The sequence below is a fragment of the Aeromonas sp. 9A genome, assembly GCF_963900955.1.
Taxonomy (GTDB): Bacteria; Pseudomonadota; Gammaproteobacteria; order Enterobacterales; family Aeromonadaceae; genus Aeromonas; species Aeromonas salmonicida.
Genome location: NZ_CAWRFG010000001.1, coordinates 1,796,780 through 1,816,911, shown reverse-complemented (window position 1 = coordinate 1,816,911; position 20,132 = coordinate 1,796,780). Strand labels below are relative to the sequence as shown.

The following is a 20,132-nucleotide window of genomic DNA, read 5'->3' as shown; positions in this document are numbered from 1 at the left end:
CATCCGATGGCACTTGATACCGTTTAGCCGAAGCGGACGGTGGCCGGAGAGGGAAGAAGCGAAAGCGTTAGAAACTGGAAGCTGGTTCGATAGTGGACTGATTTTTGTACTGATTGACGGATCAGGATCAAATAATGTTGCACTTTATGGGGTATGGAGAACAGAACGTGACCCCTGTAACATCTTGCCCGATTGAAGATGTGATTGGGTTGACCATGTCACACCTTCGACAACCGGCGCAGCACACTGCAGGGATGGCTGCCACGACAGTCACAGCGCTCTTCCCCTTGTTGACACAAGGCACTTCACAGGATCAGGACATGCCAACACTCGACAGCATTCATCTCTACCCCATCAAATCAACGGCAGGCATGCCACTGACTCGCGCTCTGGTGACCGAAGAAGGATTGCAGGGAGATCGCCGCTACATGGTGGTCAAACCGGACGGCACCTTTATCACAGCCCGTACCCATCCCCAGCTACAGCAAGTAGTGGCGACCCCCATAGAGGGCGGCTTGCAGTTGCGCTATCCGGGATTTGAACCGCTCACGCTGCGAGAACAGGATTTTTCCCGCACACCTCGGACTACCGGCGTCTGGCGCGACAGCTTCACCGCCCTGCATACCGATATCAGCGCCGATCTCTGGCTGAGCAAGGTCGCGGGTGAGCCGGTCGCCTTGCTCTGGCTCGGCGAGCAATCGGATCGTTTCCGGGAAAAAACCGGCACCCGGGTCAGCTTCGCCGACGGTTATCCCCTGCTGCTGATCAGCCAGAGCTCGCTCGATGACCTCAACCTGCGCTCCGATGCCCTGCACCAGATGAGCCAGTTCCGTACCAACCTGGTGGCAACCGGTACCCGGCCGTTCGAGGAGGACAGTTGGGTGCGCATCCGCATCGGCGAGGTGGAGTTCAGTGTGGCCAAGCCGTGCAGCCGCTGCATCATGACCACGGTGGAAGCGGGCACGGATCGCTTCAACGCCCTCAAGGAACCGCTGGCTACCCTCACCCGTTACCGGCGTGGCGAGGATGGGGATGTCTATTTCGGCCAGAATCTGGTGGCCCTCAACGAGGGCTGGATTGAGGCGGGCAGCGAGATAGAGGTGCTGGAAACCGCCAGGGCTGTGGTCTATCCCAATGCGGCGCCGAAGAAGCGGGAGCTGGTCTGCGTCGCCCGCGAGCCGCTGGCGCGGGATCTGGAAACCTTCTGGTTCGAAGCCGCCGACGGCGAGCCGCTGCCCGACTACCTGCCGGGCCAGCACCTGCCCATCAGTCTGGATATCAAGGGCGAGCGGCTGCAACGGCGCTATACCCTGAGCTCAAGCCCGGATCTGCCGGAGCGCTACAGCATCAGCGTCAAGCGCCTGGGTGAAGGGCGCATCTCCCCCTGGCTGCACCACCAGCTGCGGGTGGGGGATACCCTGCTGGCGGCCACACCAGCTGGCGAGTTTCACCTCGGCACCGAGCGCAGCCTGCTGCTGCTCTCGGCCGGCTCGGGCGTGACTCCCATGCTCTCCATCGCCCGTACCCTGGCCCTGCGCGGCGAGCTCGAGGATGTGCACTTCATGCACCTGTGCCGCAGCGAAGCAGACATACCGGCCGCCGCCGAGCTGCACGATCTGAGCCGGGCAGGCATGCAACTGACCCTGATCCTGAGCCAGCCGGATACTCACTGGCAGGGGCTCAAAGGGCGGCTGTGCGATGATCATCTGGCCCAGGTCAAGGGGTTGATCGGGCGTGAGGTATTTATCTGCGGTCCTCACGGGTTTATGGCCGATGCGGCCGCCAGATTGTCCGCACTCGGCGTGGCTGCGGATCGCATCAGGCAGGAGAGCTTTGGCGGCGCCATTCTCTCGGTGGCTCGCCCCCATCAGGCGGTGCAACTGCGTATCGGTGAAGAGGCCTTTGCCGGCAACAATCAGGGCACCATACTGGATCAAGCCCACAAGCAGGGAGTGGAGCTGCCCTGGAGCTGCCGCGCCGGCATCTGCGGCAGTTGCAAGCAGACCCTCGTCTCGGGAGAAGTGGATCACCCGGATGCCCCGGCCATCACGGCAGCCGAGCGGGCCGAAGGCAAGATCCTCACCTGCTGCGCCGTGCCCTTGACCGATCTGGTGATCGGGCCGCGATAATAGTGCGGGCCGGGAGCATCATGGGTTAAGCGCCCCCCGGCCCTTATTTTCCCCGCTGTTTTTACCCCCTTCCCTTTTCTCGGCATACCCGAGCCATGCTGCTCCTCTGGCCCCCTATACTCACTGCAGAACAATAAAAACCTTCAGAAGTACCGGCCTTCGCCGTGTGACAAAGGGGGTTATTCTGGTGAGAATAAGGACGCTCAAACCATGGAACAGAACAGACCTGCCTTTCAACTCAATCTCTTGCTCTCCGTTGTCACCCTGATCCTGCTATCGCTGGTATTTTTTGCCTACACCTGGTCAGGGACAAAACTCGAGCAGAGTTATCAACAACGCTACCAATCCTATCTGCTGGCCGATGAGCTAAGGCAATCCTCCGACGATCTGACCCGGCTCGGTCGCACCTATGTGATCACCAAGGATCCCACCTATGAGCAGCAGTACATGCGGATCCTGGCCATACGCAACGGCGAACAGAACAGACCGGAAGGCTACAACCGCATCTATTGGGATTTCGTGGCGGCCAGTGGTCAAAACCCCAGACCCGACACTTCGCTGCGGCGTGGCCTCATCGATCTGATGAAGGATGCCGGGTTTACCGATGGTGAGCTGGCCAAACTCAACGAGGCCAAGAACAACTCGGATGCCCTGGTCAGTACCGAAGTCGCCGCCTTCAAGCTGGTACAACAGCAGGAGGGGGATCTCGCGGCCAACCAGCAAAAAGCCATCGCCATGATGCATGACAAGGCCTATCACCAGAACAAGGGGCGCATCATGGCCCCCATCGATGACTTCTACGTCATGATGGAGACCCGCACCCAGCAGGCGGTGGACGATGCCACCAGCCAGTCTGCCATGTTGCGCTATCTGTTTATCGCCCTGGGCCTGGTATTGATGTTCTTCCTGTGGCGCACCTATCGGGCCCTGCTCGACTTGACCGGCACCTCGGTCAGCCAGCTCAGAAGCGATCTCAACAGTCTGGCGCAAGGGGATTTTTCCCGTCAGATCCAGGTACCCGTTGGCGCACAAGAGAGCCTGATCGGCCTGCTGGCCACCATGCAGTCAACCCTCAAGGGGATCATCGCCCAGGTCTCCCACTCCAGCGAGGAACTGTCAGGCTCGGCCGACAGCATAGCCCAGATAGCGGAGCAGACAGCCCAGTTTGCCACCTCCCAGCAGACCAGTACCCAGACAATGGCGGCCGCCATCGAGGAGCTGGTGGTGAGCATCAGCCACCTCTCCGACAACGCCACCCATGCCGACGAATTGAGCAAGGTGTCGGCCAACACCCTGGAAGAGGGTTCCGGCGTCATCAAGCAGACCCTGGACAGCATAGAGAACATCTCCAGCACAGTGGGGGATGCGGCCAGCAGCCTCTCCGAGCTCAACAGCCACACCCAGCAGATTTCGGACATCATAGAGGTGATCCGCGGCATCGCCGATCAGACCAACCTGCTGGCCCTCAACGCCGCCATAGAGGCAGCGCGGGCGGGAGAACAGGGGCGGGGCTTTGCGGTGGTGGCAGACGAGGTGCGCAATCTCGCCAGCCGCTCGGCGGCCTCGACCCAGCAGATCACCGGCATGATCAGCAAGATCCAGAGCGGGGCGGATGCCTCCATCCGCAGCATGGAGAATACGGTCAACAACGTCTCTCGCGGCGTGAGTCTGGCCAACCAGACCGGCGAGGCCATCACCAGCATCAAGAGTCATGCAGCCAACCTGACCGGATTGATGGGGGAGATAAGCCACACGCTGCGCGAGCAATCCACCGCCGCCAACGAGGTAGTTTCTACCGTCGGCCACATCACCTCCCTCTCCGAGCAGTCGGGGGATGCGGCCCGTCACGTATCGCAGGAGGCCGCCAAGCTCAAGCAGCTGTCACGGCTGCTGCGCCAGGAGATGGGTCGCTTTAAATTGTAAGCAGATCCGGCAAAGCAAAACGGCTGCCCAAGGGCAGCCGTTTGTTTGGCAAGGCCTTTTTCAAGACCGTATGGCATCAACCACGCAGGGCAGCGATGCGCTGTTCGATGGGCGGGTGGCTCATGAACAGCTCGCTCATGGAGCGCTTGCCGTTGATGCCAAACGCCATCATGGAGCCTTCCATCTGTGGCTCGGCACCGCGAGAGAGGCGCTGCAGCGCAGCAATCATCTTGTCACGCCCCGCCAGCTTGGCGGCACCTGCGTCGGCGCGGAACTCACGCTGACGGCTGAACCACATGACGATCATGGAGGCCAGCACACCGAATGCCATCTCCAGCACGAACACTGTGATCATGTAGGCAAAACCACCGGAGCTGCTGCTCTCTTCGTCGTTGTTGGAGCTGAAGAAGTTGCTGATGACACCGGCCACGATACGGGCGAAGAACATCACGAAGGTGTTTACCACCCCCTGGATCAGGGTCAGAGTCACCATGTCACCGTTGGCCACATGGCTCACTTCGTGAGCCAGCACGGCTTCCGCCTCGTCGCGGCTCATGCTGTAGAGCAGGCCGGACGAAACAGCGACGAGGGAGTCGTCACGACTGGCACCGGTCGCAAAAGCGTTCATCTCCGGTGAGTCGTAGATCCCCACTTCCGGCATCTTGATACCCGCTTCACGGGCCTGACGGGCAACTGTGCTGACCAGCCAGTGCTCTGTCTCGTTACGGGGTTGCTCGATGACCTGGACGCCATAGCTGCGCTTGGCCATCCACTTGGACATCAGCAAGGAGATAAAGGAACCCCCAAAACCGAACACGGCACAGAACATCAACAGACCGGAAATGCTGGACTTGTTGATCCCCAGAACCGAGAACAGGATATTGAGTACCACCCCCAGCACCAGCATGACGGCCAGGTTGGTCACCAGGAATAGCATAATTCGCTTCATATAGACTCCTTGTGAGATATGGATAGGTGCCTCCCGTTCCGGTTCACAGCCGGTCGGTATCACACCTGTTCCGCATAATAGATAGATTCGATGAATGTTCGCTGAATGTCGGGTTCAGAGCAGAGGGGATATATCGAGACGCCCGCGCAAATCAGCCTCAAGTGGATTGTTTACAAAGGGTATTTCACCCAAAAACGGCGCGGGGAGCAAGCCCCTCAAGGTGTCCAGGTTTTCCTGGTAGTGACTCATGGATCCGTACAGCCGATTCATGACCCAGCCTGCCACCGGCAGATTGTCATTTCGAATGGCGGCAAAGGTGAGCAGCGCATGGTTGAGACAACCCAGCTTGGCCCCCACCACCATGATCACCGGCATGTTCTCCTGCTTGACCCAATCCGACAGCAGATGCTTGCGATCCAGCGGCAGAAACCAGCCGCCCGCCCCCTCTACCACGACAAGCTCGGCCCCCGCCTGCTCTATCTGGCGCAGACCGTCAGACAGTCCCTTCAGGGTAATGGCATCACGGGCCTCGCTGGCGGCGATATGGGGCGCAATGGGCGGTTCAAAGGCATACGGATTGACCATATCGTAAGGCAGCGACAGGTTGGCCGCCTCTTGCAGCAAGACGGCATCCAGGTTGCGCAACCCATCCGGGGTGCGAGCGCAGCCAGCGGAGATCGGCTTGTAACCGGCGCACTGAATGCCATGGGCGACAAACTCCAGCAGCAGGGTGCGGGCGACCAGCGTCTTGCCCACATCGGTATCTGTGCCGGTGATAAAGAAGGATTTAACCATGATGACTCCTCAACACAAATCAGGCGACAGCCCGCCGTTTATAGGGGCAGATCACCTGCATATCAAGTATCCGGGACAGAAGATGAGTTCAGCCCGACTTGTTCGCACATAGCGTCCCCCGGACAGACCAGGCAAGGGGCGGCTTATCGGCGGATCAGGCGCCCCAGGCACACCTGATAGCTGGCGGCCAGCAGGCCATCCGGCTGACGGTAGGCTTCATAAGCCTCCGTCAGGCGCTGCAAGCGCAGCCGACTGCTCAGACCCGACTGACGCGCATCGTTGAGCTGGCTGGCTCCTATGCCCTTGAGGTCGCGCAGCAGACCGCTCAACTCGTGATAGGAGAGCGCCCAGGCCAGACTCTCAAGGCAAGGCGCTGTGAAGCCCCCTGCGGCAACGGCATCTTGCAATTGTGGCAGGCTGAGGAAGCGATTGACATGGGGATGGTCGTCAACCGTGCGCCAGGCCTCACGCAACTGCCAGAGCGAATCGACAAGCAGGGTCGAGAACAGCAGTTGTCCACCGGGTTTGAGTACCCTGTGGAGTTCGGCAAACGCCTGCGCCGGTCGTTCACACCACTGCAGGGCGAGGCTGGAGAAGACCCAGTCCAGGCTCCCGTCTGCAAACGGCAGACGCTCGGCATCGCCGCACACAAGTTGCGCACCGCTGCCACGCAGAGCCGCCTGCTGCAACATGCCGGGGGCAAGATCCAGTCCATGCAATTGGTGGCAACGACTGGCGAGGTGGGGCAGGAAAAATCCGGTACCACAACCCAGATCCAGCCCGGATATGGGAGAGGTTGACAAGGAAGCGGGTGTCACTGGCTCCCCGGGCATGCGATCCAATAGCGCCAGACCGACTTCCTGCTGAAAACGGGCATGGGCATCGTAGTGGCGGGCCGCCGCCCCGAAACGGCGGGCGAGCTGCGCCTTGTCAACCTGCTGAAAGCGCTCATGCATGGCGAACACCTCTCGGCTCTGCGGCAAACTCACGCCTGCTGGCCGACAGGATGCAAGGGCCGAGGGCCTCGAGCAGGCGATCCACATCCTGCTCGCTGTGAGCCGCGCTTAACGTGATGCGCAGCCGCGCCGTACCGACCGGCACAGTGGGCGGGCGGATGGCGCTCACCCAGACGCCGCGATCCCGCAGCCGCTCGGCCAGTTGCAGGGCCGCACTGCTCTCCCCCACCAGCAGCGGCTGTATGGGGGTGTTGCTCGCACCAAGTTGCCAGCCCTGCGCCTGTGCCCCTTGCCGGAAACGGGCGATCAGCTGGCCAAGATGAGCGCGGGCATCGTCGGCGACCCGCACCAGTTCGATACTCTTGCTGACCGCGCACGCCTGAGCGGCCGGCATATGGGTGCTGTAGACATAGTGGCGAGCGAAGTTGACCAGATAATCCACCAGCTCGCGGCTGCCGCCGACAAAGGCCCCGGCCACCCCGAGCGCCTTGCCAAAAGTGCCCATCTGGATGTGTACAGATGCCGGAGCCACCCCTTGCGCCGCCAGGGTGCCGCGCCCCTCGGGCCCCAGCACGCCAAGGCCGTGAGCATCGTCGATCATCAACCAGTTGCCGCTCTGGGCGGCCAGGCGGGCAAGCTCAGGCCAGAGGCCCTGATCCCCATCCATGCTGAACACCCCTTCCGAGACGATCAAACCCCGGTTTGGTTCGAGTTGGCGCTCGAGAGCAGTCATATCGTTGTGACCGAAGCGCTTCATCTTGCAGGGGAGCTGGCTGCCCATCTCCTGCAGGGAGGCGTGGTTGAGCCTGTCCTGCCACAGCAGATGATCCTTGCCGAGCAAGGCCTTCAGCACCGCCTGATTGGCGGAAAATCCGCAGTTGAACAGCAGCACCGCCTCCACCCCCAACCAGTCAGCGAGCGTCTCTTCCAGCTGCTGGTGAGCACGGCTGTAGCCGGTCACCAGGGGCGAGGCACCGGAGCCAGCCCCATAGCTGTCAATCCCGTCCTTGAAGGCGGCTTTGATGGCGCTGTGATCCGCCAGCCCCAGATAGTCGTTGGCGGAAAAATTGAGGTAGTCGCGCCCCGCGACCTGCAATCGCCCAGCCACACTGCCTTGTGTTGCGATGCGGCGACGCAGCAAGGCGGCCTGCTCGCGCTCGGCCAGAGCCGCGCCCAATGCAAAGGGGCCTTTTACCGCCAGGCCATTCATGACCGCGCAACCCCTGCGCGAGGACGGGTAGCATCGTAAAACATCTCATCCGGCGCGTTCTGGCGGCTCACCTCGGCCAGCAGCTCGGCTTCCAGTTCCAATGTCTGAACCTGATCCGGCTTCTGGGCTCGCTGGGCGGGGCGAATGCCGAGTCGCTTGAACAGCTGCATGTCGCTGTTCTCATCCGGGTTGGGAGTGGTCAGCAATTTGCAGCCGTAGAAGATGGAGTTGGCCCCCGCCATAAAGCACATCGCCTGCATCTGTTCGTTCATCTTCTCCCGTCCCGCGGAGAGGCGCACATGGGAGGCAGGCATCATGATCCGTGCCACCGCTATGGTGCGGATGAATTCAAACGAATCGAGATTCTCTTCGTTTTCAAGCGGCGTCCCCTTCACCTTCACCAGCATGTTGATGGGCACGCTCTCCGGGTGGCGCGGCAGGTTGGCGAGCGCCATCAAGAGACCCGCCCGATCTTTTGCCTGCTCACCCATGCCGACTATGCCGCCTGAGCAGACCTTCATGCCGGCGCCGCGCACATGCTCCAGGGTATCGAGTCTGTCCTGATAGGTACGGGTAGAGATGATCTCGCCATAGAACTCCGGCGAGGTGTCGAGGTTGTGGTTGTAGTAATCGAGCCCTGCGGCACCAAGGCGGGCGGCCTGATCGGCGGTGAGCATGCCAAGGGTCATGCAGGTCTCCATGCCCAGCCCTCGCACCTCTTCGATCATTCGCAGTATGTAGGGCATGTCCCTCTCTTTGGGGTTGCGCCAGGCGGCCCCCATGCAAAAGCGCGACGAACCGTTGGCCCTGGCCTCACGGGCCCGCTCCAGTACCTTCTCCACCTCCATCAGCCGCTCGGTCTCAAGCCTGGTGTGATAGCGGGCGCTCTGGGGACAGTATTTGCAATCCTCCGGGCAGGCACCCGTCTTGATGGAGAGCAAGGTGCTCACTTGCACCTCGTTGGGATCGAAATGGGCACGGTGTATCGTCTGGGCCTGGAACAGCAGATCGTTGAATGGCAGGGCAAACAGGGCCTGAACCTCAGCGAGGGTCCAGTCGTGACGAAGGGCGTGGCCGCCCGCTGTGTAAGCATTCATACATGGCTTCCGGTTGTTATAAGTGGGATCCTGCGCCCGCCATCCTGGATGGCCGAGCCCGGACCCGCCACTTTGCCCCGCGCCATCCAGCGAGTGAGGAGCCAAGTGGCTGAAATTGTTGGCTAGTGTAGAGAGCGCGCGTAGACTGTCAACACCGACCAGATCAAACCAATTGACAACAGAATATAAAATGACCAACCAAGAATTCGACCTGAATCACATCTGGCACCCCTATACCTCTCTCACCCATCCCCTGCCCTGCTATGAAGTGGCCAGTGCCAAAGGGGTGACCATCACCCTCGCCGATGGTCGCGAACTGGTGGATGGCATGAGCTCCTGGTGGGCCTGTATCCACGGCTATCAGGTGCCTGAACTCGACGCGGCCGCCACCGCCCAGCTCGGCAAGATGTCCCATGTCATGTTTGGCGGCCTGACCCATGCCCCGGCGGTCGAGCTGTGCCGCAAGCTGGTGGAGATCACACCGGCCGGTCTGGACCGGGTGTTTCTGGCCGACTCGGGATCGGTGGCGGTGGAAGTGGCGCTCAAGATGGCCCAGCAGTACTGGCACGCCAAAGGCACCCCCAGAGCCAAGTTCGTCACACTGCGCGGCGGCTATCACGGCGACACCTTCGGTGCCATGAGCGTTTGTGACCCGGATGGCGGCATGCACGATCTCTACCAAGGCTTCCTGCCCGAGCACTACTTTGCCCCGGCCCCCAGCTGCCGTTTCCACGCCCAGTGGGACGAAGAGTGTGTGGTGGATCTCGCCACGCTCGTCGCTGACCATCATGAAGAGATCGCAGCCATCATCCTCGAACCCATAGTGCAGGGAGCGGGCGGCATGCGCTTCTACCACCCCCGCTATCTGCAATGGGTACGCGCTTTGTGCGACGAGTTCGGCCTGCTGCTGATTGCCGACGAGATTGCCACCGGGTTTGGTCGCACAGGCCAGCTGTTTGCCTGTGACTGGGCTGGCATCAGCCCCGACATCATGTGCCTTGGCAAGGCGCTCACCGGCGGTTACATGACCCTCTCAGCCACCCTCACCACTGAGCATGTCGCCCGCACGATTTGCGACGGGAAAGCGGGTGTCTTTATGCACGGACCCACCTTTATGGGCAATCCGCTGGCCTGCGCCGTGGCCTGTGCCTCCATCGATCTGCTGCTGGCCTCGCCGTGGCAGGAGCGGGTGCAGGCCATCGAGCATCAGCTCAAAACCGAGCTGGTGCGGCTGACCCTGAACCCTTTGGTTGCCGATGTGAGAGTGCTTGGCGCCATCGGCGTGGTGGAGATGAAGGAGCGGGTAGATGTGGCCCGTATCCAGCGCAAGTTTGTGGAGTTGGGTGCCTGGATCCGGCCATTTGGCAAACTCATCTACCTGATGCCCCCCTTCGTCATCACACCGGCACAATTGAGTTTGCTGACCCAGGCCATCCATGAAGCCATCGCCAGCGGCGAGTTTTAAGCCGGCATGAAAAGGCCCTGCATGAGAATGCAGGGCCTTTTGACTCTTTTTTATCAGAATGTGAGCAAGACACCAGACCCGGGCGACCATGACGAGTAGACTGCGCGGGTTTTACCCAACAGATGTACTGCTCCCATGCGCCTCTCCATTGCTGCCAAAATCAACTTCTTCCTGCTGTTCATCTTCTCCATGGTGCTGGTCTTCTCCGCGGCCTATCAGGCGGTGCGCGAGCGCGACCTCATCCTGACGCTCATCAAGGAGCAGAGCCGCGAGCAGACCGAAGCCTATTTCGACGGCCTCAACATGCTGATGCTGACCGGTAAGATGGACGCTCGCGACACACTGCGAAACAAGTTCCTCGATCACGCACACGTGGAAGATGCCCGCATCGTCCGTGGTGATGCCATCAGCAAGCAATACGGGCCGGGCCGCGAGACAGAGCAGGGCAAGGATGAGTACGATCGACTGGCGCTGGCGGGCAAGGGCAGCCTGGAGGTGGTGCACGACGGCATGCACAGCAAGCTGGTGGTAACCCGCCCCCTGTTGGCCAAGAAAGATTTTCGCGGCACAGACTGCACAAGTTGCCATCTGGTACCGGAGAACACTGTGCTGGGGGCGGTGCGCTTTGACTACTCCCTCGACATCCTCTTTACCCGGGTCGAGCAGAACATTCTCACGTCGGCACTTATTCTCACCGGTATCTTCGGGCTGGGGCTGCTGTTGACCCTCTGGGTCATTCGCACCTGGATAGTTCGCCCCCTCAACCAGCTGACCCGTTCCATGGAAGAAGCCACCGACCTGCATGACTTCGGTCACCGATTGGAAGGGGATGAAGGGGACGAGATTGGCCGGGTGGCACTGGCTTACAACCAGATGCTCGACAGTGTGGAACGCCAGCTCGGCAAGCGCCCTGCCGCGCAGGCGAAGCCGGACAAAAAGCAGGATTAGCCCGCATAGTAGAACAGCAAACTGGCGATGAATATCAGCAGCAGTATGGTCAGATTGACGTGCAGCGAGTCCTCCCGTCGTCGGCTGCGTTTACGCTCCAGCAAAAACACCGCCAGGGTCAACAGGCAACAACCCCAGAGCCAATAAACCAGCCAGGGAGTCAGTACGGGATCCCAATAATCGCGAACTGCTATCCCCCCGTAGACCAGAAAACCGTACGCCACTTCCGGGCGCGCATAGTGATAGAGGGAGAGCAGCACGATAAAGCCCGCCCAGCAGAGGATCACCAAGCCCTGCAGCCCTCTGGTCAACCAGTCCGGTCCCTGTCGCCGCTCTTTCACGTCCATCCCCTGCCCCACTGGCCCGGCCATGAGGTGATCCGGGCATAAATCACCTCCAGAGTCCGACATTTTTGCTTGTTTATCAAACCCGCGCGGGTAAGATTGTCGGCTTAGTCTGCCATGATGGGCCAGTGAATGCCCGGGCCAGACCCCTAGTGTTGCAAATAGCGCTGCAAGAACAAGCTGGAGACAATATTTCGATGACGCACGCATCCGTAGTAGATGTGCTGACCGGTAAATATGCGGTTGGCACCACCCAGACAGTAAAAGGGTGGATCCGGACTCGCCGTGATTCCAAGGCGGGGATCTCATTTTTGGCCGTATCCGACGGCTCCTGTTTCCATCCGGTACAGGCAGTTGTCCCCAATACCCTGGCCAATTATGAGAATGAAGTGCTGCGTCTGACCACAGCTTGCTCCGTGGAAGTGACCGGTGTGGTTGCCGCCTCCCAGGGCAGCGGTCAGGCTTTCGAACTGCAAGCCACCGACGTCAAGGTCGTAGGCTGGGTCGAAGATCCGGACACCTACCCCATGGCCGCCAAGCGCCACAGCATAGAGTATCTGCGTGAACAGGCCCACCTGCGTCCGCGCACCAACATAGTCGGCGCCGTGACCCGGGTGCGCAACTGCCTGGCCCAGGCCATCCACCGCTTCTTCCATGAAGAGGGTTATCTGTGGATTGCGGCTCCGCTCATCACCGCCTCTGACACCGAAGGTGCCGGCGAGATGTTCCGCGTCTCCACCCTGGATCTGGAAAACCTGCCGCGCACCGACGCTGGCAAGGTCGATTACGACAAGGACTTCTTCGGCAAGGAGACCTTCCTGACCGTTTCCGGTCAGCTCAACGTCGAAACCTACGCCTGTGCCCTCTCCAAGGTCTACACCTTCGGGCCCACCTTCCGCGCCGAGAATTCCAACACCAGCCGCCATTTGGCCGAGTTCTGGATGGTTGAGCCGGAAATTGCCTTCGCCAACCTGGACGATAACGCCGCCCTGGCCGAAGCCATGCTCAAGTACGTCTTCAACGCCGTACTGGCCGAGCGCCGCGACGATCTGGAGTTCTTTGCCCAGCACGTCGACAAGGATGCCATCGGTCGTCTGGAACGCTTCGTCTCCTCCGACTTTGCCCAGATCGACTACACAGATGCCATCGAAGTGCTGAAAAACTGCGGCAAGAAGTTCGAGTTCCCGGTCTCCTGGGGCATAGATCTCTCCTCCGAGCACGAGCGCTATCTGGCCGAGGAGCACTTCAAGTCTCCTGTGGTGGTGAAGAACTACCCGAAAGACATCAAAGCCTTCTACATGCGTCTCAACGATGACGGCAAGACAGTTGCCGCCATGGACGTACTGGCCCCCGGGATCGGCGAGATCATCGGCGGTGCCCAGCGTGAAGAGCGCCTCGAGGTACTCGATCAGCGCATGGCCGAAATGGGGCTGAACAAGGAAGATTACTGGTGGTATCGCGATCTGCGCCGCTTCGGCACAGTCCCGCACGCCGGTTTCGGCCTCGGTTTCGAGCGTCTGGTGGTCTACGTGACCGGTATGGGCAACGTCCGTGACGTTATCCCCTTCCCCCGTACACCCCGTACCGCTGAATTCTGATAACGGCCCTTTGCCGACAAAGCCGACCTCAGGGTCGGCTTTTTGTTGCCCGCCCCACGGTATTCGCCCCTCGCTGCCACCACAATTAATCACACTTCCCCTTCTGGCTGCAGCCTTGTTGCAGTGCACCTCAAGATACCAGCCCCGTATGATACCAACCAGACCCCCTTCAAATAACAATCATGTTAATACGTGGTTTTTATGCAGTTAAATCAAAAACCGATGAGTTATTGAAGTACCTCAATTTTTTGCCCCTTTGAGAAGGGCACAATACCCACTAACCCTTTAGGGCTAAATAAAAACAGACAATCCCGGTCCATGAGCTCAACACAGCACAGATATGGATTAAATCACGCGAGGTAATGGAATGATCTTGATGGAATTTATGGTGGTACTCGGCTGCTTGTTGCTGGGTACCCGATTTGGGGGCATGGGACTGGGTCTCATCAGTGGCATAGGTCTGTTCCTGCTGACCTTCGTGTTCGGCCTGGCACCGGGCGAACCGCCAGTGCAAGTCATGCTGACCATACTCGCAGTGATCGGTTGCGCCGCCACCCTGCAGACCGCCGGCGGCCTCAACCTGATGATGCAGGTGGCCGAGCGTCTGCTGCGCCGTCACCCGCAATACATCACCATACTGGCCCCGCTCACCACCTGGACCCTCACCTTCCTGTGCGGTACCGGCCACGTGGTTTACACCATGTTCCCCATCATCTCCGACATAGCGCTGCAAAAGAACATCCGCCCGGAACGGCCGATGGCGGTCGCCTCCGTCGCCTCCCAGATGGCGATTTGCGCCTCGCCAGTCTCGGTCGCCGTGGTCTCCATGGTCTCCATATTGGCAGCAGGACACGGTATCGGTGAGGCTTACGGCCTGCTGGATATCCTGATGATTGCCATCCCCTCCTCATTGACCGGCGTGATGATGGCGGCCCTGTGGAGCCTGCGTCGCGGCAAGGATCTGGACAAGGACGAAGAGTTTCAGGCCAGGATCAAGGATCCGGAGCAGCACGCCTTCATCTATGGCGGCGGTGAAACCCTGCTCAACACCAAGTTCCCGAAAGAGGCCTACTGGTCTACCTGGATCTTCTTCGCCGCCATCGCTGCCGTGGTATTGCTTGGCGCCAACGAAGGGCTGCGCCCCGTGTTCACCATCAAGGACAAGACAGGCCCTCTCTCCATGAACCTGGTGATCCAGATGATGATGCTGATCGCCGGTGCCATCATTCTGATGCGCTGCAAGGTCAAACCGGGCGAGATCGCCAACGGGGCTGTCTTCAAGGCCGGCATGGTCGCCATCTTCTCCGTGTTCGGGGTGGCATGGATGAGCGAAACCTTCTTCCAGGCCCACATGCCGCTGCTCAAAGAAACCCTGTCCCACGTGGTACAAGCCCAGCCCTGGACCTACGCCCTGGTGCTGTTCCTCATCTCCAAGCTGGTCAACAGCCAGGCTGCCGCCCTGACCGCCATCGCCCCCATGGGTCTGGCGCTGGGAGTGGAGCCCAAGCTGCTGATCGCCTTCCTGCCGGCCAGCTACGGTTACTTCGTGCTGCCGACCTACCCGAGCGATCTGGCCTGCATCGGTTTCGACCGTTCCGGCACCACCCGCATCGGCAAGTTCATCATCAACCACAGCTTCATCATTCCGGGGCTGATCGGGGTGAGCAGCTCCTGCGCCCTGGGTTATCTGCTGACCAGCATACTGCTCTAATCCCAGCCGCGTTTATCACGCCATTGCCACACAGGCCCCCAACTTCGGGGGCCTGCTCTTTTCTCCCCCTGTCTATTCCCGTTACGATTTCACGCCACGGCTTTACCTGCGCCCCCGCCACTGGGTAGCATGCTCCCTCTTTCACCATCGGAATCGACTCCATGTCTCGCGTCATCCTGCTCTGGAGCGGCGGCAAAGATGCCATGCTGGCCCTCTGTCATGCCCGTGAGCAGGGGCATCAGGTGGTGGCACTGGTCACCTTTGCCCCGCCATCCCCCCGTTTTCTCGCTCATCCCCTGCCACTGGTACGCCGTCAGGCCGAGGCGCTGGGCCTGCCCCACCAGCTGGTTACCATAGAGGCGCCATTCGATCAGAGCTACGAAAGGGCACTGGCCGACTTGCGGCAGGAGTGGAAACTCGATGGGGTGATCACCGGCGATATCGACAGCGTGGAGGGCGCCAGCAACTGGATCCGCGAACGCTGCCGCCCGCTGGGGCTTGAGGTACACACACCGCTCTGGCAGCAATCTCGCGAAGCGTTGCTGAGCGACATGCTTGGGCGTGGCATCGTCGCCCACCTCTCCTGCGTCGATACCCGCACGCTGGCACCCGACTGGGTCGGCCGAGTGCTGGACACATCCGCCATCACTGAATTGAAGGCGCTGGCAGACCGGCAAGGGTTCGATCTGTGTGGGGAACAAGGGGAATACCACACCATGGTGACCGACGGCCCGGGCTTTGCCGCTCCTCTTGGGCTCGATGGCTGGCATCTGGCAGCGCAGGCACACCTGGCCTACCTGGCAAAAGAGGAGGAGTAGCCTGGCGGCGGTGAATGCAGGCTCTTCTGCTGGCGGCAAACAAGCGGGTTCAATCGTTGATCCGGTCGCGGTTTGGTCAAAGGCCATATGAGCCAGCAACAGGAGGATACAGACATAGACGGCACCGTTTTTCCTTGCTCCTGGTCGCCAATCATGGCGGAGCCTCACTTCGCCAGAACAAAACTCCAAAAAAACAATAAAAAATGGAAATTTAAACTAATAGCAAAGCTTTAGAATCCCTTTGCCAAGCATTCTGGCGAGGAACCTCAGGCTTTTTTGCTCTGGATCAACGTCAGGGGCCAGTGAACTGGCCAAGATGCCCATCGACATACAGCGACCATTTCGCGCCGGAGAGAGTTATGACAAACCAAGCCACTGCAGGCACCACAAGCTGCGACTACAAGCTATGGGACATCCTCGTCGAGTCAGCAAAGGAACGCACTACCATTCGTTACTCCAAACTGGCCAGGCAGGCCGGGCTGGAGAATAGCCAGGATGAGCTGCGCACCCTGCTGCAACGCATCCGCATGTACTGCACCGAACACCAGTTGCCGATCCTCTCCACCATAGTGGTGGACGATGTGGGCAAATACACCGGCCTCTCCTCCGGCCTGCCGGACGCTCCCTGGGAGCGTGCCAGGGTGTTTGACTACCAATGGCCTGTTGCCCCCTGATCCAGACATTCATCACCATAACGCGCCCGCTGGCGCGTTTTGTACTTCTTCGGGCCCGCTTTCCTGAACCGCAGGCAAAAAAAACCCGCCTCAAAGGCGGGTACTAAGCAAGCAACGCTCTGGATGACCAGAGTAAAGAGTTCAGGCTGTCGAATCTTGCCACCCCCGGCACCACGCGAAAGAGGTAACAGGACAGCATGGGTTTGTATAAATCGCTGATTTATCCAAGCTTCATGCTGACCATCGACGGGGAGTGAGACTAAAGTGAAGGCCCTGCTTAAGGAAATGATTTATTAGTATTCCATTATGCACAGAATGAATTTACGAGGCGTCGACCTCAACCTGCTGGTGGTGCTCAAGGCCCTGCTGGAGGAACGCAACACCACCAAGGCCGCCGAGCGACTCGCCATGAGCCAGCCAGCCGTCAGTCGGGCTCTGGCCCGCCTGCGACTGCTCTATGACGATCCCCTGCTGATCCGCACCCCCCTGGGAATGGAGCCTACCGCAAGGGCACAGGCACTCTTGCTGCCACTGCGGGAAATACTGCACGACATAGAGCAGACCTTCAGCCAGCCCGAACAGCACGACCCGAGCCAGTTCGAGGGAGTACTGCGCATCGGTGCCCACACCTATGTGGAATATGTGATGATGCCAAGCCTGCTGGGGCGCCTGCAGCAGCAAGCGCCGAACCTGCGCATCCACATGGTGCCCCTCAATGCCGATTACGAGGACCAGCTCGACGAAGGGGTTGTCAGCATGGTGATCAGCAAACAGGACGAGGTACCCGGTCGCTTTCGCCGTATCCCGCTGTTTGAAGACAAGCTGATCTGCGCCGCCCACAGCAGCCATCCCTTTCAGGGTCAGGTGCTCTGCATAGAGTCTTTCGCCAAGGCCCAGCATCTGCTGGTCGCCCCCCGTGGCAGCGAAGGGGGCATAGTCGATGACCTGCTCGCAGCGCACGGCATGACCCGCCATACCCCCTTGATAGTGCAGAGTTTTCTGGCAGCGCCCTTCATACTGCCCTATGCCCCCCTGCTGCTGACCTCGCCAGCCAGGGTGCTGCGTCCGCTGATGCCGCTGCTGGATCTGGTGGAGTACGAGACCCGCTTTACCCTGCCGACCTTCGAGGTCAGCCTCATCCGCCATCGCCGCGACGACAACCACGCCATGCTCAACTGGTTCGAGTCAGAATTGCATCTCTGGTGCCAATCCCTCTGCGAGCTATGATCCCCTCCGGCGCCCCGTGCGCCGGGCTCTTTTCCCCTCGCCACTGCGTTTGACTCTGGCCCTTTGGCTGGCGACTCCCCTGGTAAAATCCCCCGAGTCGCAGCGCCAGCGTTGCCTTGAGATCGCCACAATGCCAGAATCGGGCCTTTCCTTGATTTCATGTTCAGATCTCAAGTTTCAGCTTTCAGGGCCCACGCCCGCAGACAAGGACTCCCCATGGCCACCACCCTCTATGGCATCAAAAACTGCGAGACATTATTTGTATAAGAACCTAAACATGGAGTTGTTTTCATATGGACACACTCCTTGTTTTTGACCTAACTAAGCAAGTAAGATACCTACCTATATATCCCCCATGGTTATCGATCACAATGACTCAGCAAACAGCAACGCAGCAACAAGTACATGTGCTGCCTCACTCATACAGCCCTAGCTATCAGCCACACGTTGCTTCTGGCGTGGCTTGTAATCGCCTAGCAAACGACAGAGTGGAGCTGTCCTTTTACGCTGATAGAGCTCGCTATATGCATGAGGAACTGGAGCTAGTGCCTGGGCAAGTGGGTCAATTCCAAATTAAAGAGGGGGTTGGTATAGCCTCCTCTCCAGTAAGAGAGCACATGACTGCTGTGAACATGTCACTTGAGGAATTGAAAGCCTTCTATGACATGCTTACATTAGTCCTAAATGAACCCCGAAAATAACAGACGACATCATGACTACCAACTACTATGACGGTCACTACACCCAAAGCAGTGGCCACAAGTTCATTGGTGCTTTAGCCGTTACTACTGCCACTGTCTTTGGTATCTGCTCTCAGTCTGTTCAACCATCTTCAAACGGAGATGAGAAGATACAAATCTCCGAGCTTATTCCTGTATCCTTAGTAAAAAATCATGCTACTGTTGTGCTTGACATAGTTCCACCAACAGTGGATATCGTTGCACCTTGTACGCTACAGGAGGATTGTATGGTTACTACTATCAGTTACTCCAACGCAGAAAAAATCCATTCAACTCTCAGAGGCTCTTCCACTCTGGCAACTGTTGTAATGGGATTATGTAGTACGCTACTGATATTCGATGTGTTCTCTCCGATAGTCCTTGTGCCAGCAATCATCAGTAGTTTCGGTGTTGCTGTTGCAAATGGAATTCAAATGAATCAAATAAAAAATAACTACCGCTAACTAACCTGACTAAGCACTTACACTATGACTAAGCCAGAAGGGGGGAGCCCCTCGCCAGTTATGCCTCAAACATCCCCACTACAACCTAGATGGCATGAATCTTTCGCAACGTCTATCAAAAGTCTTGGTGTTGCTGTAGTTGGTAGCACCAAAGCCATTACAGGGAGCGTTGTAGATTCGGTTTCTGCCCTTGTGACGGCGTTGACAGGCTTCATAAGTGCTGTAGATGCTGGTAGAGCAAATTTTCTTATAGATGTTATAGCTTTCTCTTTCTGGGGTGGGTTTATCTACCTAACATATGAAACAATGATGAAAATTTCACCCGTCGAGTTTTTAGTTAGCTGTGGTGTTGGGTTTTTCATCACTCTAGCCTTTACTGGTTGGTGCCTCAATACTTGTTACCTTAAGAACGGACTTATCAAAGGCCGCGATTCAGCCCCTTAAATTAAGGGGCTTTTGTTTAAACTAGGCTAAGTATTCTATAAATACTTGATTGGCTGATTCCCAACCGCCTTGCAATATCTGTCTTTTTTATTCCTTGTTGATGAAGCTCTATCACACCCTCCGACATCAACCTTGCTGTCGGTTTCCGGCCCTTGTAGACCCCTTTGGTCTTCGCCAAGGCGATCCCTTCCGCCTGACGCTCTAGCATGATTTCCCGCTCGAACGTGGCGATGGCCCCAATCATGGTCAGCATTAACTTGCCTGTTGGCGTTGCCGTGTCGATGCCCAGATTCTGGATCTGCAATGTTACCCCTTTGGCGTGTAGCTGGTCTGTGATCTCCAGCAAGTGACGGGTGTTTCGAGCGAGTCGATCCAATTTGGTCACTTTTAGCACGTCTCCTGAGCGGGCGAATTCGAGCATTGCTTGTAGTTGCGGCCTATCCGTCTTGCTCCCGCTGACCTTCTCCTGAAAAACTTTTTCACACTCCGCCAGTGCTGTCAGTTGCTGCTCCAGCGATTGTCCCGTGGTCGAGACACGGGCATACCCGATGATTGCCATGATGGCCTCCCAATAGGCTCAAGACCCTACAAGAAAAACGTGTCAAAACTCGAAATCAAACCCGTGTGACAGGGGTTGCCGGGGGGCTTCCGGTCTGTCACA

Annotated in this window: 18 protein-coding genes; 11 read left to right on the top strand and 7 right to left on the bottom strand. The window is 58.7% G+C overall.

Annotation, left to right across the window (positions count from 1 at the left end; genetic code table 11):
• Positions 1–320: 320 nt before the first annotated feature.
• Both AACX78_RS08650 and AACX78_RS08645 read left to right on the top strand, forming a co-directional pair.
• Complete coding sequence (locus AACX78_RS08650) at positions 321–2,129, top strand: MOSC N-terminal beta barrel domain-containing protein (protein ID WP_159165950.1); 1,809 nt, start codon at positions 321–323, stop codon at positions 2,127–2,129.
• A 210-nt stretch (positions 2,130–2,339) separates the two neighbouring features.
• Complete coding sequence (locus tag AACX78_RS08645) at positions 2,340–4,052, top strand: methyl-accepting chemotaxis protein (RefSeq protein ID WP_159165949.1); 1,713 nt, start codon at positions 2,340–2,342, stop codon at positions 4,050–4,052.
• A gap of 76 nt (positions 4,053–4,128) precedes the next feature.
• On the opposite strand, the gene htpX is transcribed toward AACX78_RS08645, so the two are convergent.
• The 5 genes from htpX to bioB all read right to left on the bottom strand — a co-directional run bounded on the left by htpX (position 4,129) and on the right by bioB (position 9,059).
• Positions 4,129–5,001, bottom strand: a complete 873-nt coding sequence (gene htpX, locus AACX78_RS08640) for a protease HtpX (RefSeq protein ID WP_159165948.1) — start codon at positions 4,999–5,001, stop codon at positions 4,129–4,131.
• 114 nt (positions 5,002–5,115) lie between these two features.
• Positions 5,116–5,796 carry a dethiobiotin synthase gene (gene bioD, locus AACX78_RS08635; protein WP_096119200.1) on the bottom strand — a complete coding sequence of 227 codons (681 nt, stop codon included), beginning with the start codon at positions 5,794–5,796 and terminating at the stop codon, positions 5,116–5,118.
• A 143-nt stretch (positions 5,797–5,939) separates the two neighbouring features.
• The gene (bioC, locus tag AACX78_RS08630; RefSeq protein ID WP_113721138.1) at positions 5,940–6,752 is read right to left on the bottom strand and encodes a malonyl-ACP O-methyltransferase BioC; all 813 of its coding nucleotides are present in this window, start codon (positions 6,750–6,752) and stop codon (positions 5,940–5,942) included.
• Positions 6,745–7,962: an 8-amino-7-oxononanoate synthase gene (gene bioF, locus AACX78_RS08625; RefSeq protein WP_159165947.1), complete on the bottom strand. Its 1,218-nt coding sequence runs from the start codon at positions 7,960–7,962 to the stop codon at positions 6,745–6,747. The genes bioC and bioF overlap by 8 nt, the downstream gene beginning before the upstream one ends.
• Positions 7,959–9,059 carry a biotin synthase BioB gene (gene bioB / locus AACX78_RS08620; RefSeq protein ID WP_159165946.1) on the bottom strand — a complete coding sequence of 367 codons (1,101 nt, stop codon included), beginning with the start codon at positions 9,057–9,059 and terminating at the stop codon, positions 7,959–7,961. The genes bioF and bioB overlap by 4 nt, the downstream gene beginning before the upstream one ends.
• Positions 9,060–9,249: 190 nt before the next feature.
• On the opposite strand from bioB, the gene bioA reads away from it, so the two are divergent.
• A complete protein-coding gene (bioA, locus tag AACX78_RS08615; RefSeq protein ID WP_159165945.1) occupies positions 9,250–10,524 on the top strand; it encodes an adenosylmethionine--8-amino-7-oxononanoate transaminase in 1,275 nt (424 codons plus the stop codon).
• A gap of 135 nt (positions 10,525–10,659) precedes the next feature.
• Positions 10,660–11,472 (top strand): HAMP domain-containing protein, encoded by an 813-nt coding sequence (locus tag AACX78_RS08610; RefSeq protein WP_159165944.1) that lies wholly within the window; start codon positions 10,660–10,662, stop codon positions 11,470–11,472.
• Here AACX78_RS08610 and AACX78_RS08605 read toward each other — a convergent pair.
• Positions 11,469–11,819 carry a hypothetical protein gene (locus AACX78_RS08605; protein WP_011898929.1) on the bottom strand — a complete coding sequence of 117 codons (351 nt, stop codon included), beginning with the start codon at positions 11,817–11,819 and terminating at the stop codon, positions 11,469–11,471. The two genes, AACX78_RS08610 and AACX78_RS08605, sit on opposite strands and share 4 nt — an antisense overlap.
• A 194-nt stretch (positions 11,820–12,013) precedes the next feature.
• On the opposite strand from AACX78_RS08605, the gene asnS reads away from it, so the two are divergent.
• The 7 genes from asnS to AACX78_RS08570 all read left to right on the top strand — a co-directional run bounded on the left by asnS (position 12,014) and on the right by AACX78_RS08570 (position 19,471).
• Positions 12,014–13,414, top strand: coding sequence for an asparagine--tRNA ligase (gene asnS, locus AACX78_RS08600; protein ID WP_059112591.1), 1,401 nt, complete (start codon positions 12,014–12,016; stop codon positions 13,412–13,414).
• Positions 13,415–13,781: 367 nt separating this feature from the next.
• Positions 13,782–15,125, top strand: a complete 1,344-nt coding sequence (locus AACX78_RS08595; protein WP_159165943.1) for an anaerobic C4-dicarboxylate transporter — start codon at positions 13,782–13,784, stop codon at positions 15,123–15,125.
• Positions 15,126–15,286: 161 nt separating this feature from the next.
• Entirely contained in the window at positions 15,287–15,943 is a 657-nt protein-coding gene (locus AACX78_RS08590) for a diphthine--ammonia ligase (protein ID WP_159165942.1), read from the top strand.
• Positions 15,944–16,302: 359 nt separating this feature from the next.
• Positions 16,303–16,617 carry a hypothetical protein gene (locus AACX78_RS08585; RefSeq protein WP_201302818.1) on the top strand — a complete coding sequence of 105 codons (315 nt, stop codon included), beginning with the start codon at positions 16,303–16,305 and terminating at the stop codon, positions 16,615–16,617.
• 315 nt (positions 16,618–16,932) lie between these two features.
• Positions 16,933–17,844, top strand: a complete 912-nt coding sequence (locus AACX78_RS08580; RefSeq protein ID WP_011898932.1) for a LysR family transcriptional regulator — start codon at positions 16,933–16,935, stop codon at positions 17,842–17,844.
• A 712-nt stretch (positions 17,845–18,556) separates the two neighbouring features.
• A complete protein-coding gene (locus AACX78_RS08575; protein ID WP_159165940.1) occupies positions 18,557–19,027 on the top strand; it encodes a hypothetical protein in 471 nt (156 codons plus the stop codon).
• A 24-nt stretch (positions 19,028–19,051) separates the two neighbouring features.
• Positions 19,052–19,471 carry a hypothetical protein gene (locus AACX78_RS08570; RefSeq protein ID WP_159165939.1) on the top strand — a complete coding sequence of 140 codons (420 nt, stop codon included), beginning with the start codon at positions 19,052–19,054 and terminating at the stop codon, positions 19,469–19,471.
• 16 nt (positions 19,472–19,487) lie between these two features.
• On the opposite strand, the gene AACX78_RS08565 is transcribed toward AACX78_RS08570, so the two are convergent.
• Complete coding sequence (locus AACX78_RS08565; RefSeq protein WP_159165938.1) at positions 19,488–20,030, bottom strand: recombinase family protein; 543 nt, start codon at positions 20,028–20,030, stop codon at positions 19,488–19,490.
• Between the last annotated feature and the right edge of the window lie 102 nt (positions 20,031–20,132).

Excerpts from the sequence above, each read along its gene's own strand:
- AACX78_RS08570 (WP_159165939.1), top strand. The coding sequence starts at position 19,052 with ATGACTAAGCCAGAAGGGGGGAGCCCCTCGCCAGTTATGCCTCAAACA.
- AACX78_RS08605 (WP_011898929.1), bottom strand. The coding sequence starts at position 11,819 with ATGGACGTGAAAGAGCGGCGACAGGGACCGGACTGGTTGACCAGAGGG.
- AACX78_RS08610 (WP_159165944.1), top strand. The coding sequence starts at position 10,660 with ATGCGCCTCTCCATTGCTGCCAAAATCAACTTCTTCCTGCTGTTCATC.
- asnS (WP_059112591.1), top strand. The coding sequence starts at position 12,014 with ATGACGCACGCATCCGTAGTAGATGTGCTGACCGGTAAATATGCGGTT.
- AACX78_RS08585 (WP_201302818.1), top strand. The coding sequence starts at position 16,303 with ATGACAAACCAAGCCACTGCAGGCACCACAAGCTGCGACTACAAGCTA.
- htpX (WP_159165948.1), bottom strand. The coding sequence starts at position 5,001 with ATGAAGCGAATTATGCTATTCCTGGTGACCAACCTGGCCGTCATGCTG.
- bioA (WP_159165945.1), top strand. The coding sequence starts at position 9,250 with ATGACCAACCAAGAATTCGACCTGAATCACATCTGGCACCCCTATACC.
- AACX78_RS08575 (WP_159165940.1), top strand. The coding sequence starts at position 18,557 with ATGACTACCAACTACTATGACGGTCACTACACCCAAAGCAGTGGCCAC.
- bioD (WP_096119200.1), bottom strand. The coding sequence starts at position 5,796 with ATGGTTAAATCCTTCTTTATCACCGGCACAGATACCGATGTGGGCAAG.
- AACX78_RS08645 (WP_159165949.1), top strand. The coding sequence starts at position 2,340 with ATGGAACAGAACAGACCTGCCTTTCAACTCAATCTCTTGCTCTCCGTT.
- bioC (WP_113721138.1), bottom strand. The coding sequence starts at position 6,752 with ATGCATGAGCGCTTTCAGCAGGTTGACAAGGCGCAGCTCGCCCGCCGT.
- bioB (WP_159165946.1), bottom strand. The coding sequence starts at position 9,059 with ATGAATGCTTACACAGCGGGCGGCCACGCCCTTCGTCACGACTGGACC.
- AACX78_RS08650 (WP_159165950.1), top strand. The coding sequence starts at position 321 with ATGCCAACACTCGACAGCATTCATCTCTACCCCATCAAATCAACGGCA.
- AACX78_RS08590 (WP_159165942.1), top strand. The coding sequence starts at position 15,287 with ATGTCTCGCGTCATCCTGCTCTGGAGCGGCGGCAAAGATGCCATGCTG.
- AACX78_RS08565 (WP_159165938.1), bottom strand. The coding sequence starts at position 20,030 with ATGGCAATCATCGGGTATGCCCGTGTCTCGACCACGGGACAATCGCTG.
- AACX78_RS08580 (WP_011898932.1), top strand. The coding sequence starts at position 16,933 with ATGAATTTACGAGGCGTCGACCTCAACCTGCTGGTGGTGCTCAAGGCC.
- AACX78_RS08595 (WP_159165943.1), top strand. The coding sequence starts at position 13,782 with ATGATCTTGATGGAATTTATGGTGGTACTCGGCTGCTTGTTGCTGGGT.
- bioF (WP_159165947.1), bottom strand. The coding sequence starts at position 7,962 with ATGAATGGCCTGGCGGTAAAAGGCCCCTTTGCATTGGGCGCGGCTCTG.